Annotated in this window: 13 protein-coding genes; 8 read left to right on the top strand and 5 right to left on the bottom strand. The window is 67.5% G+C overall.

Annotation, left to right across the window (positions count from 1 at the left end; all coding sequences use genetic code 11):
• Positions 1–7: 7 nt before the first annotated feature.
• Positions 8–370, bottom strand: a complete 363-nt coding sequence (locus ACXVUM_RS13095) for an SseB family protein (protein WP_458522211.1) — start codon at positions 368–370, stop codon at positions 8–10.
• A 102-nt stretch (positions 371–472) separates the two neighbouring features.
• Here ACXVUM_RS13095 and ACXVUM_RS13090 point away from each other — a divergent pair, with 102 nt between their 5' ends.
• Positions 473–778: a hypothetical protein gene (locus tag ACXVUM_RS13090; protein WP_458522210.1), complete on the top strand. Its 306-nt coding sequence runs from the start codon at positions 473–475 to the stop codon at positions 776–778.
• Positions 779–781: 3 nt separating this feature from the next.
• Here the strand turns inward: ACXVUM_RS13090 and ACXVUM_RS13085 are convergent, their stop codons facing one another.
• Together ACXVUM_RS13085 and ACXVUM_RS13080 are read right to left on the bottom strand one after the other, a co-directional pair.
• Positions 782–1,321, bottom strand: coding sequence for a hypothetical protein (locus ACXVUM_RS13085; protein WP_458522209.1), 540 nt, complete (start codon positions 1,319–1,321; stop codon positions 782–784).
• 60 nt (positions 1,322–1,381) lie between these two features.
• Positions 1,382–2,116, bottom strand: coding sequence for a hypothetical protein (locus tag ACXVUM_RS13080; RefSeq protein WP_458522208.1), 735 nt, complete (start codon positions 2,114–2,116; stop codon positions 1,382–1,384).
• Between the two features lie 153 nt (positions 2,117–2,269).
• Between ACXVUM_RS13080 and ACXVUM_RS13075 the strand changes: the two genes are divergently transcribed.
• Positions 2,270–2,848 (top strand): hypothetical protein, encoded by a 579-nt coding sequence (locus ACXVUM_RS13075; RefSeq protein ID WP_458522207.1) that lies wholly within the window; start codon positions 2,270–2,272, stop codon positions 2,846–2,848.
• Here the strand turns inward: ACXVUM_RS13075 and ACXVUM_RS13070 are convergent.
• A complete protein-coding gene (locus ACXVUM_RS13070) occupies positions 2,839–3,411 on the bottom strand; it encodes an N-acetyltransferase family protein (protein WP_458522206.1) in 573 nt (190 codons plus the stop codon). The two genes, ACXVUM_RS13075 and ACXVUM_RS13070, sit on opposite strands and share 10 nt — an antisense overlap.
• 129 nt (positions 3,412–3,540) lie before the next feature.
• On the opposite strand from ACXVUM_RS13070, the gene ACXVUM_RS13065 reads away from it, so the two are divergent.
• Complete coding sequence (locus ACXVUM_RS13065) at positions 3,541–6,567, top strand: DEAD/DEAH box helicase (RefSeq protein WP_458522205.1); 3,027 nt, start codon at positions 3,541–3,543, stop codon at positions 6,565–6,567.
• A 43-nt stretch (positions 6,568–6,610) separates the two neighbouring features.
• Positions 6,611–7,315, top strand: a complete 705-nt coding sequence (locus ACXVUM_RS13060; RefSeq protein ID WP_458522204.1) for an alpha/beta hydrolase — start codon at positions 6,611–6,613, stop codon at positions 7,313–7,315.
• Between the two features lie 18 nt (positions 7,316–7,333).
• On the opposite strand, the gene ACXVUM_RS13055 is transcribed toward ACXVUM_RS13060, so the two are convergent.
• Positions 7,334–8,539, bottom strand: coding sequence for a kynureninase (locus ACXVUM_RS13055; protein WP_458522203.1), 1,206 nt, complete (start codon positions 8,537–8,539; stop codon positions 7,334–7,336).
• A 500-nt stretch (positions 8,540–9,039) separates the two neighbouring features.
• Here ACXVUM_RS13055 and ACXVUM_RS13050 point away from each other — a divergent pair, with 500 nt between their 5' ends.
• The 4 genes from ACXVUM_RS13050 (at position 9,040) to ACXVUM_RS13035 (ending at position 13,314) form a co-directional block, all read left to right on the top strand.
• Positions 9,040–10,188 carry a maleate cis-trans isomerase family protein gene (locus ACXVUM_RS13050; protein WP_458522202.1) on the top strand — a complete coding sequence of 383 codons (1,149 nt, stop codon included), beginning with the start codon at positions 9,040–9,042 and terminating at the stop codon, positions 10,186–10,188.
• 8 nt (positions 10,189–10,196) lie between these two features.
• Entirely contained in the window at positions 10,197–11,144 is a 948-nt protein-coding gene (locus tag ACXVUM_RS13045) for a polysaccharide deacetylase family protein (protein WP_458522201.1), read from the top strand.
• Between the two features lies 1 nt (position 11,145).
• Positions 11,146–11,865, top strand: a complete 720-nt coding sequence (locus ACXVUM_RS13040; protein ID WP_458522200.1) for a GntR family transcriptional regulator — start codon at positions 11,146–11,148, stop codon at positions 11,863–11,865.
• A gap of 96 nt (positions 11,866–11,961) precedes the next feature.
• Complete coding sequence (locus tag ACXVUM_RS13035) at positions 11,962–13,314, top strand: purine-cytosine permease family protein (protein WP_458522199.1); 1,353 nt, start codon at positions 11,962–11,964, stop codon at positions 13,312–13,314.
• Positions 13,315–13,332: the final 18 nt, after the last annotated feature.

Genomic DNA, 13,332 nt, shown 5'->3' with positions numbered 1-13,332 from the left:
CCGCCCCCTAGCGCGTCGGGCCGGACGTCAGCACGTCCGGCGGAAACACCATCACATCGGCCTGGTGCGCGTCGACGACGAGCCCTGTCGGCACCGGCCCCTGGGTGGTGACTGTATCGATGAACGAACCACCGGTCACCTCGTACACGCTTACAGATGCCAGATCGCGGCCGGCGGCCCGGGCGAACTCCTGTAGCCGCTCCCACGTCGTGAACGCCACGTTCCACGGGACGTCGTCGACGACGAGCGTGAAGAACTGTTCATCGACGTCGAGGGGCACGAAGAACGCCTGGTCACGAAGGGCGGCCAGGAGCGCGTCGGGCCGGCCGTACCCGGCGAGGAACGCTGCGCGCTCCTGTGTGAAGTCCATCGTGTCCACCCCCGGTCGTGTCCGGATCAGGGTGTCAGATCCGGGATGGGGTGAGTAGTTCTGCGCTGTTCGGGGAGTCAGGCCTCGGGTCGAATGGTCGGCATGACCGACTCCCTTCGACCGCGGCAGCGTCTCGGCCTCGCGTGTTCGCTCGTGTCAGTCCTGTGTGCGGCCTTCGCACCGTTGCCGCTGCTTGGGTTGCTGTTCAGCACCGAGTTCGCCTCCGACTTCGAGAACGGCACCCACCTCGCCGACCGCAGCGGGGTGCCGGTGGCGGAAGGGCTCGCGATCGCGGCCATCGTGTTCGCGCTCATCGGCGTCGCGATCGGGACGACGGCCGCGCGCGTGGTCGGTGGGCTTGTGCTCGCCGCTCCGGCCCTGCTGCTCCTGCATTCGGTCCTGAGCTGACGGCTACCAGAGACGCCAGCTCAACTTCGTGTCGGCTGTCCGCTTCGGTGCCTTCTTGCCCGTCGCCGCCTCGAACTCCTCGATGGAGATGTACTTCTGACACAGCGAGACGATGACCGCCGCGAACACACCGACCACGAACACCTGTGAGAACAGGACAAGTGGACTCCGGGCGACGCCGGCGCCCAGTCCTGCCATACCCGCACGTCGCCGCTCCTCCGCTGTGGAACCCGATCGCATGATCATCGGCACGCCCATGGCCTTCTCGGCGTCGCTCCGGCGCATCAGGCTGTACCCCCAGATGCAGCTGCCGGCGACGCCGATTGACATGCCCACCAGGAGAACGGCGCGCACGACGCCAGACGTCTCGCCGATCACCCCGCCGTAGAGAATGCCGACGAACCATACGGACATCGCGCAGATGAGGCACCAAAGGAGTAGAAGTCCCGCGCGTCGCCACCAGTAGCGAACGCCACGAGTCGCCCAGGTCGTCGTCCCGAAGAACCGGATCTCCTGCGGCGCGGCGCGCTTCGGCTCAGCCATCAGTCACCCTGTGCAGCGGGTCATCTCGATGTCACCGCCGTGGGTCCGTGAACCGCGGCCTCAGCCCGCGATCCGCTTGGCCGCGGCGGTGACCACCTGCTGGAAGACGGCCTCGTCGGGCTGCCCCATGAGGTTGTTGACGCTGACGAGGACCGCGCCGTTCGGGATCGGCAGCAGGGCGACGAGTTGCTGCGTGGTGCGCGCGGGCGCGCCAGGGATGCTCGCCGTTGTCTCGATACGTGCCGCGACACTCCCGGAGACACCCGGGGTGTCGACGTCGAGCTGGGTGGCCTTCTGCGTCGCGGTCACCGAGTTCCCACCGACGGTGGTGGTGATCTGGTGGGTCGCGCAGTCACCGAGGTTGTAGCGCCGGAACTGCTCGACGGATCCGTTCGCCCCGGCGGACGTGGTGCTCGCCGCGGTGACGATGGCAGCGCCGCTGGAGGCGTCGGCGAAGATCGCCTTCGGTGCCGAGAGCGCCTCCTGCGCCGAGAACTTCGACAGGTCCGGCTGGCACGACGACGGCGTGACCGTGGCGCCCTTGGTGGCGTCGGCGATCGGACCGATCGCCTCGTTCGCACCGGGCGGGATCTGTTGCTGCTGGTAGCCGGACGGGACGTCGGACTGTTCCAGCAGGTAGGCCGAGAGAGGCTTCGCCGGGGTCTGCTGCGCCGCGCTCGATCCGCCGGCCTGGACACCGCCGGTCGTCGAGGTGGTCGATCCGGAACTGCAGGCCGCCGCAAGCAGCATCCCTGCCGCGATGATCCCCAGTGTTCCGGCGCGTGTCGCCCTCATCGTCGTCTCCCCTCGCACGAGCGTCCTTCGCTCGGCGTACGAGAGCGTAGACCGGCGGTCGGTCCCGCCGACCGGCCAGGCCGGTCATATGACCGGATCGAGATCTCTCGGGATCGGGTGGAACCAGATCGCCTCCGTCGGCATCTAACGGGTATGAGGGTTGACGAGAGGCAGGGCGTGGTCGCGGAGATCGGGGCCGACGGGATACGGGTGACACCGGCGCAGGCGGGGATCGAGGGGTGTCTCGTCGTCGGCGTCCGCCGGACGGTCGTCGCGGCCGAGCGGTTCGGACTGCTCCCTGACCTGGGCGCGCTGGAACTCCGTGAGGCCGACGACGTCGGGCAGGTCGGATGTGCCGAGTTCCTGGTCCCGGTGTGGCGGGGTGACGCGGTCTGGCTCGATTTCACCTCGACCGTGCGGGCTGCGGTGCCGGCGCGGGTGTCCCGCGACGGTTGCCCCGAGACGCTGTGTCTGCTCCCGCACGACCCGTGGATCGATCGGTGCCGACGCCTCGACGGGTCGACGGCCCAGCTGACGGCACCGTTCGAGGGCGCGTCACGGGTCGACATCAGGATCGGTGGCACCGACGTCGACGGCGGCGAGCTGATATCACTGCACCTCGCGGACGCGATGCTGTTGGCGCAGGCAGGGTTGGAGCTGCCGGCACATGATCCGCTCGAGCCGATCGACTACGCGGAGCACAACGTGCCGTGGCCGTTCGGTCAGAGATAGCGGCGCATGATCAGCCGGGGCATCTTCGACGCGACGGCGTCGGTCTGACCGACGATCTCGAAGCCGACCGATTCGAACATCTTCCGGGTGCCGACGAACGCCATCGTCAGATCCATCCGTCCCGGCGGGTCGACGGGGTACGCCTCGACGGCCGGTGCACCGTTCGCGGCGGCGTAGTCGACAGCACCCTGGATAGCCTGACCGGCGACACCCTGTTTGCGGTGTCCCGCGCGGACGACGACACAGATGATGCTCCAGACCGGCATGTCGTCGTGCGGCCGGATGAGCTTGCTCTGCACCAGCCGTGGCGTGTCAGAGCGCGGGTTGACACTGCACCACCCGACCGGAGTGCCGTCGCGATAGGCGACCACACCGGGCGGGTGGTCGCGCTCGCAGAGCGCACGTGCGGCCTGCTCGCGGGATCCCCCGCCGAGCTCGTCGATCTGCTTCGGCTGCAACCTGTGGGACAGACACCAGCAGTGTGTGGTCCGCCGGTTCTTGTTGACGACGTCGGCGAAGTCGTCGAAGCGGTCGGGTGTGACGGGATGCGTCTCCCAGGTCATGCGGCCAGCATGGCGCAGCGGCCCGCCCAGCGGCAACCGGTTGTGCAGACGCGGCGATCTGGGGATGAATCGGGAACGACGGGGGCTGTGGAACCCGATCTGTCGGCGACGGCCAGGACCGTCGACCGCATGCTCCCCGAGATCAGCGGCCCGGCCGCACTGCATGACTGGCGCACACGGCTGGCACCCGCGGTCGACGAGTCGACCACCTACCGCTCCATGACGCTCGAGGTCGAACCCGTCCACGACGCGACCGGTATCTGCGACCTGACTCTGCGCATCACGGTGCCGAGCGAGTTCGGAGTCCGTGGCCGACGAGAGATCGACTGGGACGAACTCTGGGCCGTCGGCGGCTTATACGACCTCCGGTCTCCCGCGGTCGACGAGATCGACCCCGCCCAGTTGTCGGCGGTCCGTGCGCTGGCGGCGGTGGCGTCGTCCACGCGGTCTCGACACCGGTCGCCGACCGTGAGCCTGAACGAGGCATCGGCACACCTGTGGGAGTTCCTGGTCCGCGCGGTCGACGCCGGGGTGAGTCTGCAGCCGCACCCGTCGCTCGGAGTGCACTGCGTGGAGGTGGTGGAACCGATCGTCCCCGGTCTGACGATCGTGCCCGAGGCCGACGGAGGACTCACGGTCCGACCGTCGGTCACCCTGCGGGCGCCGCACCGCGGGACGTCCTCTGCCGTCACGTTCGGCGAACCGCCGCACGGTGTCGCCGTCGTGGGCCTGACCACGCTGTACCTCGCCGGCTTCGTCGACGCCGATCCCCTGGTGCTCGACCTCGTCGCACGGCAGCGGGTTCGGATCCCCCGTCGCGATCTCGACGAGTTCACCGCGTCGTATCTACCGGCCCTGCGGGCGAGGATCGACGTGCGTCTCGACGACGACGTGCTCGAGGGCGAGTTCGTCTCGCCACCGATGCCGTCGCTGGTCGTCCACCTCGCGATCGACGGCACCGCCCGCGTCGAGTGGACCGTCCGCTACCGCGTCGACGAGCAATGGCATGAGTTCGACCCCCGGTTCGACATCGACGAGGACCCGATTCGCGACGTCGCCGCCGAACTCACGATGTGGGACGCGATCCGCGACGTGCTCGAACGCACCGCGACGCTCGCCACCCGGTGGTGGGACCAGGCGAACCGACACGAGCAGCAGGATGTTCGCGCGGCGGGTCTCTGGATGGAGCGACTCGACCCCCTCCCCCGTGACGTCGCGCAGGCCCCGACGTCAGTGCTCGCCCGCGTGTACACGCTCGCACCGGTCGAGGCGGCCGTGCTGATCGGCGAGGTCGTCCCCGACATCCGTGCCCGGGACGACATCATTGTCGAGATCCACGGGGACACCACGCGATACCGTCCTGCGCGCTCTGCCGCGACGGTGTCCTTCGGCCTCGGCGACGACGACTCGGCCACCGACTGGCTCGACCTGACGATCGCGGTCGAGATCGACGGTGAGTCGATCCCGCTCGCGGAGGTGCTGACCGAACTGACCCGCGGGGCGACGCACCTGCTGCTGCCGTCCGGGGTGTACTTCCGGCTCGACACACCGGAGCTGCGTCAGCTGTCGGACCTGCTGGCCGAGGCCCGCGCACTCGGTGAGGTCGACGACGGCCGCATTCGACGCGACTCCATGAACGCGTCGCTGTGGGACGAGGTGCTGGGCCTCGGGGTCGTCGAGACCCAACTGGCGGAATGGCGCGATCGGGTGGCGCGGCTCGCTGCGGCGGAACCACCGGTTCCCGTCGCCGTCCCGACGACAGTTCGGGCCGATCTCCGCCCCTACCAACGTCGCGGACTCGACTGGCTCTGCTTCCTGTGGGAGAACGGCATCGGCGGGATCCTCGCCGACGACATGGGCCTCGGCAAGACGCTGCAGACGCTGGCGTTCGTCGCCCACACCCGATGCACGGCACCGTTCCTCGTCGTCGCGCCCACGAGCGTCGTCGGCAACTGGCTGTCCGAGGCTGAACGGTTCGTGCCGGACGTTCCCGCGGTGGGGATCACCGAGACGGAGAAGCGATGCGGGCGTGGCGTCGTCGAGGCTGTGGGAGACGCGCGGATCGTCGTGACCTCGTACGCACTGTTCCGGTTGCAGTTCGAGCAGCTGTCGACGATCCCCTGGGCGGGAGCGGTGTTCGACGAGGCGCAGTTCGTGAAGAACCCGGCGAGCAAGACCCACCAGTTGGCTCGTCGACTCCACGCTCCGTTCACCCTCGCCATCACCGGCACACCGATGGAGAACAACCTGTCGGAGCTGTGGGCGTTGCTGTCGCTGACCGTTCCCGGACTGTTCCCGGCCTCGGACACGTTCACGCAATATTTTCGGCGGCCGATCGAGACTCACGGCGACGCGACACGATTGTCGTTGCTGCAGAGACGGATCAAGCCGGTCGTCCTGCGACGGACCAAGGCCGACGTCGCGACCGACCTCCCGGCCAAGCAGGAGCAGACGGTGGTACTTCCGCTGCACCCTGACCACGATCGCATCTACCGGATGCGCCTCAATCGCGAACGACAGCGTCTCCTCGGGCTTCTCGATGACTTCGACCGGAATCGCATCGCGATCCTCAGCTCGCTGACCATGCTCCGCCAGTTGAGTCTGCACGCCGGGCTCGTCGACGAGGAGCACGCGACCATCCCATCCGCGAAGGTCGACCATCTCGCCCGGGTGATCCCCGAACTCGTCGCGGAGGGCCACAGCGCTCTCGTGTTCAGTCAGTTCACCGGATTCCTGCGGATCATCCGCGACCGTCTGACCACCGTCGGCGTCCGTGTCCGCTACATCGACGGGTCGATGTCGGCGCATGCCCGGGCCTCCGAGGTCGACCAGTTCCGATCGGGTGGACCATCGGTGTTCCTCATCAGCCTGAAAGCGGGCGGGTTCGGGATGAACCTCACCGAGGCGGATCACTGCTTCGTCTGCGACCCGTGGTGGAACCCGGCTGCGGAAGCCCAGGCCGTCGACCGGGCGCACCGGATCGGCCAGACCAGGCCGGTAACCGTGGTCCGACTGGTCTCGGCGGACACCGTAGAGGAGAAGGTCGTCGCCCTGCAGGAGAAGAAGCGCGCACTGTTCGATGCGGTCATCGGGGACGGTGACGTGTTCGGATCCGCGATCAGCGGCGACGACATCGCGCAGATGCTGGGCGGATGACCGGTGGGGTGTCGTATCTCGGGCGTGCGGGGACACTGGTCTCATGGCGCAGGACACCGTTCACTACGGCTCGCATCCCGATCAGCACATCCACGTCACCCGACCCGACGGAGATCCCCGGTGGACGGCTGTCCTGGTCCACGGCGGCTACTGGCGATCGAAGTACACGGCCGACCTGATGGAACCCATGGCGGAGGCGCTCGCGGCGACAGGGGTGACCGCATGGAACGTCGAGTACCGGCGACCCGACGAGCACGGCTGGGCAGCAACCACATCCGATCTCGACACCGCATTGTCGGCGGTGGAGACCGACCGCCCCGTCGTGGTGATCGGGCATTCCGCCGGCGGGCAACTGGCGCTGCGTGCAGCCGCCGACGCGGCGCAGCCGCCGGCGCTGGCGGTGTCACTGGCGGGCGTCCTCGATCTGGAGCAGGCGCAGCACCTCGGGCTCGGCGACGGCGCCGTCGAGAACGCGCTGGGTCACGCGTGGTCGTCGAGTACCAGCGACGACGTCGCGTCGTCGCCCCGACACCGCCTACCCCTCGGCGTGCCGCAGGTCATCGCCTGCGGCCACGACGACAACCCGCATCTGCTCGCGATCAGCCGCGACTACGCGCGGGCGGCCGAGGAGGCCGGCGACGATGTCGTCGAGGTCAGCGAACCCGGCGACCACTTCGACATCATCGCGCCCCACCACCGCCTGTGGGCGCAGGTCCTCGCCACCGTCGAACACCGCACAGCGACCTAGCGTCGCCACGCTCGGGAGTCAGCCGAGTGCGCGGGCGAGTGCCTCGATGCCGCGTTCGACCTCGTCGAAGCTGGTGGTCAGCGGGCTGAAACCGAGACGGATCCCGCTGGGCCGGCGGAAATCGGGGATGACACCCTGCGCCCAGAGGCGTGCCGTCGCCTCCTGCGCTCGCGGGTGGTCGACGGTGATGTGACCGCCACGGTCGTGCGCATCGCGCGGTGACGCGAGGGTCGCGCCCAGAGGGTGCAGGACTCGATCGGTCAACTCGACGGCGAGTTCGGTGAGCGCCACCGACTTGGCCCGGATCGCCTCGATCCCTGCCGTCTCGATCACGTCGAGCATGTCGGCGATCGGCACCATGCCGAGTACTGGCGGGGTGCCGCTCAACAGTCGACGGATCCCGGGTGCCGGGGTGTATCCCTGACCCATCTCGAACGGCGCGGCGGCACCCATCCACCCCCAGATGGGCTGCACGACATCATCGATCAGCCGGTCGGCGACGTAGGCGAACGCCGGAGCGCCGGGACCGCCGTTGAGGTACTTGTAGCTGCACCCGACCGCGAGGTCGACGCCCCAGTCGTCGAGGTGCATCGGCACCGAGCCTGCCGAGTGGCAGACGTCGAGGAGCATCAGCGCCCCGCGGTCCCGGGTGATCGCGGCGAGTGCGGCGGCGTCGAGCAGGTACCCGGACCGGTACGCGACATGGCTGACGACGACGAGCGCCGTGGTGTCGGAGACCGCGGCGTCGAGCAGGTCTGCGGTGACGCCCCTGTCCGGCTCGGTGTCGATCCAGCGGATGCTCGCGCCGGTCTCGGCGGCGATGCCCTCCATCAAGTAGCGATCCGTCGGGAAGTTGTCCCGGTCGATCACGATCTCCGATCGCCCCGGGCGCATGGTCAGTGCCGCGCGGGCGAGCTTGTAGATGAGGACGCTGGTCGAGTCGCCGACCACCGTCTGGCCGGACGCGGCACCCAGAACCGCGGCGCCGATACGGTCGCCGAGCGTCGTCGGGAGATCGAGCCACTGCTCGTCCCACCCCCGGATCAACCGGCCTCCCCAGTCGCGATCGACGAAATCACGCAACCGGTCGCCGGTCGCCCGCAGCGGCCGGCCCAACGAATTGCCGTCGAGGTAAGCCTCCACCCCACCACCGTCGACGAATAACCCACGGAACTCGGCGAGAGTGTCGGCGGCGTCGAGGTCGACGACGGCGGATCGGGTCACCGGGCCAGTGTCGCACCGATGCGTCACGCGTGGCGACAACGTCGACGGGAGCTGGAAGCACGGTCAGCGGGCGGTGTTCTCGTCGTGCGCCACCGCCCACCTGAGGTCGCGCGACCACGCTGCCGCCCCCGCACGCAGGGTAATCCCTTGCCATGGCTCATGAAAAACGGCGGCTCAGGTTACGTCGACGTGTCATCAAATCGGACATGTGCTAACGGTGCGTTAAGCATTTGGGATCCCAGAACCGCGGAGACACAGGCACGCATATGCATTTATTTGATTGTGCAACAACCACTTTCACTGCATCAGAGTGGAATCTGAGAGTGCGCACGACCATGAGGCAAATACGCACTATCAGCCTCCTGACCTGGGGATTCGTCCGTTGCCACCTCGGGCCGGTGAACCGGACTCACCGCCGTTGACACCCTCGCACCCCGCTCCTAGCGTCACTTTTGGGATCCCAAAAAGAACACACAGGTCGAATGAGAGCAGCATCAGCGATGACAACACGGATCGGGATGATCACCCCGTCGTCCAACACCTGCGTGGAGCCGTGCACCTACTCGCTTCTCGCCGACACCCCGGACGTCACGGCACATTTTGCACGCACGCCGGTCACCCGCATTGCGCTCGACGCCTCCTCGGAGGATCAGTTCGACGCCGCACCCATGGTCGCCTCCGCTCACCTTCTGGCCGACGCTCTCGTCAGCGTGATCGCCTGGAACGGGACCTCGGGCTCATGGCTCGGCGTCGACCACGATCGCACGATCTGCGCCGCGGTCACCGACACGACCGGCATCCCGGCCACCACCTCGACCGTCGCCGTACTCGACGCGTGCCGCGTGTTGGGTGTCAGCAAGATCGGGCTCGTGACGCCGTACACCGCCGATGTGGTCGAGGCCATCCGCGTCGAGTTCGCCCGTCAGGGCATCGAGGTCGTCGCCGAGCAGCACGCTGGTCTCAGCGACAACCACGCCTTCGCGGCGACCACCCGGACCGAGGTCGAGTCGATGGTTCGCGCCGTCGCCGCGGGAGCCGAGGCTGTCGTCATCCTCTGCACCAACGTCGACGGAACGCTCGCTGCACAGGGACTCGAGACAGAGCTCGCCGTACCCGTCATCGACAGCATCCTGGCCACCGCCTGGTCGGCGATCCGCATGGTCGAACCAGGCTTCCGGATCGCCGGCCGTGGAGCGCTGCTCGATCACGGCTCGCTACGGGCGGATCTCCAGGCCACCATCGACAGCCTGCGCACCACAACAGGTGGTGACCGATCCACACTGCGCATCGACCTCCCCGAGCTGGGACTCACCGTCCAGACCGCAGCCGCGGAGTCGTGTGGCGTCGGCATCAGATCGATCCGCACCGACACCTCCCTCCCGCAGCGGGCGCTGCGGACCGTCGAATGGCTGGAGGCCAACCGCAAGCCACTGGTCCAGAACGACTTCCACCTACCGCCCGAACCGCCAGAAGCCCTCCGTGAGGTCTACGGCGTCTCGGCCCAAGTCCTCTGTCCGGTCGAGCTCACCGACGCCATGACCGGCTGGATCTCGGTGCACAGCATCTGCGAGCGCACCTGGACCCCCGAGGACATCGCAGCCATCGAGGTGGCCGCCCTGTCCGTCACCGAACTGATCCGCACCCACTAGGAGAACCGATGAAGAAGATCATGATCTGCCTCGGGGTCGACGTCGACGCGGTGTCGGGCTGGCTCGGGTCCTACGGCGGCCAGGACTCCGCCAACGACATCCAGCGCGGTGTCTTCGCAGGGGAGGTGGGCGTGCCCCGCATGCTGAATCTCTTCGCGCGCCGCGACGTCCCGTCCACGTTCTTCATCCCCGGCCATTCCATCGAGACGTTTCCCCGCGAGATGGCCATGGTCGCCGACGCGGGCTGTGAGATCGGCGCCCACGGGTACTCACACGAGAATCCGAATCAGATGAGCTACGAACAGGAACGCGACGTCCTGGGCAAGAGCATCGAGTTGATCGAGCAGCTGTGCGGATCCCGACCACAGGGGTACGTGGCGCCGTGGTGGGAGTTCAGTCAGAGCACAGCGTCGTTGCTGCTGGAGAACGGCTTCAGCTACGACCACTCGCAGAACTACAACGACTTCACCCCGTTCTACGCTCGCGTCGGCGACACCTGGACGAACGTCGACTACACCCAGCCGGCGTCACAGTGGATGCATCCGCTGAGGCACGGCGGGGAGATCGACCTCGTCGAGTTCTGCGGCAACTGGTACGTCGACGATCTGCCACCGATGATGTTCAACAAGCACGCCGCCAACAGCCACGGATACGTGTCCCCCCGCGACGTCGAAGAACTCTGGCGCGACCAGTTCGACTGGGTGTACCGCGAACTCGACTACGCAGTGTTCCCGGTGACCCTGCACCCCGACGTCTCCGGACGCCCCCAGGTCCTCCTGATGCTCGAGCGTCTCATCGACTACTGGACCGCCCACGACGGCGTCGAGTTCGTCACCTTCGGCGAGGCCGCCGCAGACTTCCGCAGTCGGTATCCACTCACATCGCACTCGCGGCCGCCGGTCGTCGGATCCCCCACGAATGCCTCGGCCGCGCCGCCTCTGGTGGTGACCCGATAAGGTGACCACCCCGGACCCCGACATCGCACCGACCACCAGAAGACTGCAGATGCTTCCCGACGAACCAGCAGGTCGACCGCTGCGCGAAGCGATCCGGAACGAGCTACGCGACCGCATCATCGACGGCACCTACAAGCCCGGCGACCGGATCGTCGAACGCGACGTCGCCGCGGTCTACGACGTGTCCCGCCTGCCCGTCCGCGAAGCCCTCCGCATGCTCGACACCGAGGGCTTCGTCGAGATGCTTCCCACCCGCGGTGTCATCGTCCGCCAGTTGTCCAAGAAGGATGTGTCCGAACTCTTCGACGTGCGGGAAGCCCTTGAGGGCCTAGCTTTTCGACGAGCCGCCGAGAAGCTCACCAAGAAGGACGCCAACCGCATGATCGCATTGCGCAACCGCGCGCGACGCGCACTCGCGGTCGGCGACCACGCGGCACTGCACGAGCACAACGAGCAGTTCCACGACATGGTGAACGACCTCGCCCGCAACGATCTGCTCGTCAGCATTCTGGAGCCATTAGAAGGTCGACTGCACTGGGTGTTCCGGCAGAACAACGACCCCCAGCGGCTGTGGGATGAGCACGAGGAACTACTCGCCGCCATTGCCACGAAGAACGCCGACCGCGCAGCACAACTCGCGGTCGAGCACGTGCGGTCCAACCGTGACCGCGTTCTCAAGTACCTCTTTGGGTCCGCACCCAAAGATGCTGCGGCCGGCTGAACACCGCGCCGTAGATCTCTCACAGTCCCACCACGCATCGCCGCGTGTTCTCGCACAGCCGCATGGTCAGATGCGGCCTCACAAAGAAAGCACATCATGAAGAACGCAGCAACTGCGACCCACGGCGGCTCGACCGCGCACCACGACCTGGGAGCCGAACTCGGCGAGGAGTACGAGCACGAACCGGTCCCCCAGCACGCCCGCCGCAGCCTCCCGTCGATCGCGGCGGTGTGGTTCGGCTTCCCGATGAATCTCGGCAACGCCGTGTTCGGTGGGGTGATCGTCTACAACCTCGGCCTGATCAACGGCCTGATCGCACTTCTGCTCGGCAATCTGGTGTTGTTCGGATACGTTGGGGCACTGAGCTACATCGCGGGGAAGACGGGTCGCAGCTTCTCGCTGCAGGCGCTGACCACGTTCGGCACCACCGGCCGACTCATCGCGACAGGCTTCCTCTCGACCGTGGTGATCGGATGGTTCTCGTTCCAGGTCGGGCTCACCGGTACCACCCTGCACGACGCACTCGGGTGGACTCCGATCATCGGTGCCGCGATTGCCGCGGTGGTGTTCACCGCGTTGACCACCGTGGGGATCAGGGCGCTGTCGTGGCTGGGGATGATCGCCACGCCGCTGTTCGTCGTCCTCGGCGGGGTTGCACTCTATTTCGGCGCCACCGGCAACAACCTGTCGTTCCATGAGGTCGTCGACTACCACGGCTCGGGTACGGCACTCACCTTCGGCGCGGCGGTCGGGATCGTCATCGCCGGCTTCGCAGACTCCGGCACCATGACCGCCGACTTCACGCGGTGGTCGACCAGCGGGAAGTCCGCTGTCGCCGCCACTTTCACCGCGTTCCCGGTCTCGAACTTCGTCGCCTACGCACTCGGTGGCATCGTGGTCGCGGTCGGAGGATCCACCGACCCCGGCACCAACGGCGGCGGATTCCTCGGCCTCCTCACCGGGCACAGTGCGATCCTCACGGTCGTCGCCGTGTTCTTCGTCTTCGCGAATCTCGGTAGCGTTGCGACGCACTGTCTGTACAACGGTGCCGTCGGCTGGTCCGGTATCACCAACCGCACCATGCGACCGGTCGCCATCGTCCTCGGTGTCGTCGGTGCAGCCATCGCGCTCACCGGCGTGTGGTCCTATTTCCTCGACTGGCTCAACATTCTCGGCATCTTCGTGCCGCCGATCGGCGCCGTCCTCATCGTCGATCAGTTGGTGCTGCGCCGTGACGTCTCCGCGGCCCCGCGCCTGCGGGCCAGCGCCTTCGCGGCATGGATCGCCGGAGCAGCGGTGGCCACGGCCTCCCACTACTACGTGCCCGGTTCGGTGGACGCTCTCGTCGGTATCGTCGTCGCGGTCGCGGTGTTCTGGAGCTACGAGAAGTTCGTCATCCGCACCCAGGCGCCGGTGACCCGGACGCCGTCGCAGGCAGTCGCCGTATGACCGATGCCGTGTGGCCGG

The organism is Williamsia sp. SKLECPSW1 (assembly GCF_054332755.1).
This window is presented reverse-complemented; position numbering and strand designations above follow the sequence as displayed.

Coding starts and splice junctions, on each gene's coding strand:
- ACXVUM_RS13095 (WP_458522211.1), bottom strand. CDS start 370: ATGGACTTCACACAGGAGCGCGCAGCGTTCCTCGCCGGGTACGGCCGG.
- ACXVUM_RS13090 (WP_458522210.1), top strand. CDS start 473: ATGACCGACTCCCTTCGACCGCGGCAGCGTCTCGGCCTCGCGTGTTCG.
- ACXVUM_RS13085 (WP_458522209.1), bottom strand. CDS start 1,321: ATGGCTGAGCCGAAGCGCGCCGCGCCGCAGGAGATCCGGTTCTTCGGG.
- ACXVUM_RS13080 (WP_458522208.1), bottom strand. CDS start 2,116: ATGAGGGCGACACGCGCCGGAACACTGGGGATCATCGCGGCAGGGATG.
- ACXVUM_RS13075 (WP_458522207.1), top strand. CDS start 2,270: ATGAGGGTTGACGAGAGGCAGGGCGTGGTCGCGGAGATCGGGGCCGAC.
- ACXVUM_RS13070 (WP_458522206.1), bottom strand. CDS start 3,411: ATGACCTGGGAGACGCATCCCGTCACACCCGACCGCTTCGACGACTTC.
- ACXVUM_RS13065 (WP_458522205.1), top strand. CDS start 3,541: ATGCTCCCCGAGATCAGCGGCCCGGCCGCACTGCATGACTGGCGCACA.
- ACXVUM_RS13060 (WP_458522204.1), top strand. CDS start 6,611: ATGGCGCAGGACACCGTTCACTACGGCTCGCATCCCGATCAGCACATC.
- ACXVUM_RS13050 (WP_458522202.1), top strand. CDS start 9,040: ATGACAACACGGATCGGGATGATCACCCCGTCGTCCAACACCTGCGTG.
- ACXVUM_RS13045 (WP_458522201.1), top strand. CDS start 10,197: ATGAAGAAGATCATGATCTGCCTCGGGGTCGACGTCGACGCGGTGTCG.
- ACXVUM_RS13035 (WP_458522199.1), top strand. CDS start 11,962: ATGAAGAACGCAGCAACTGCGACCCACGGCGGCTCGACCGCGCACCAC.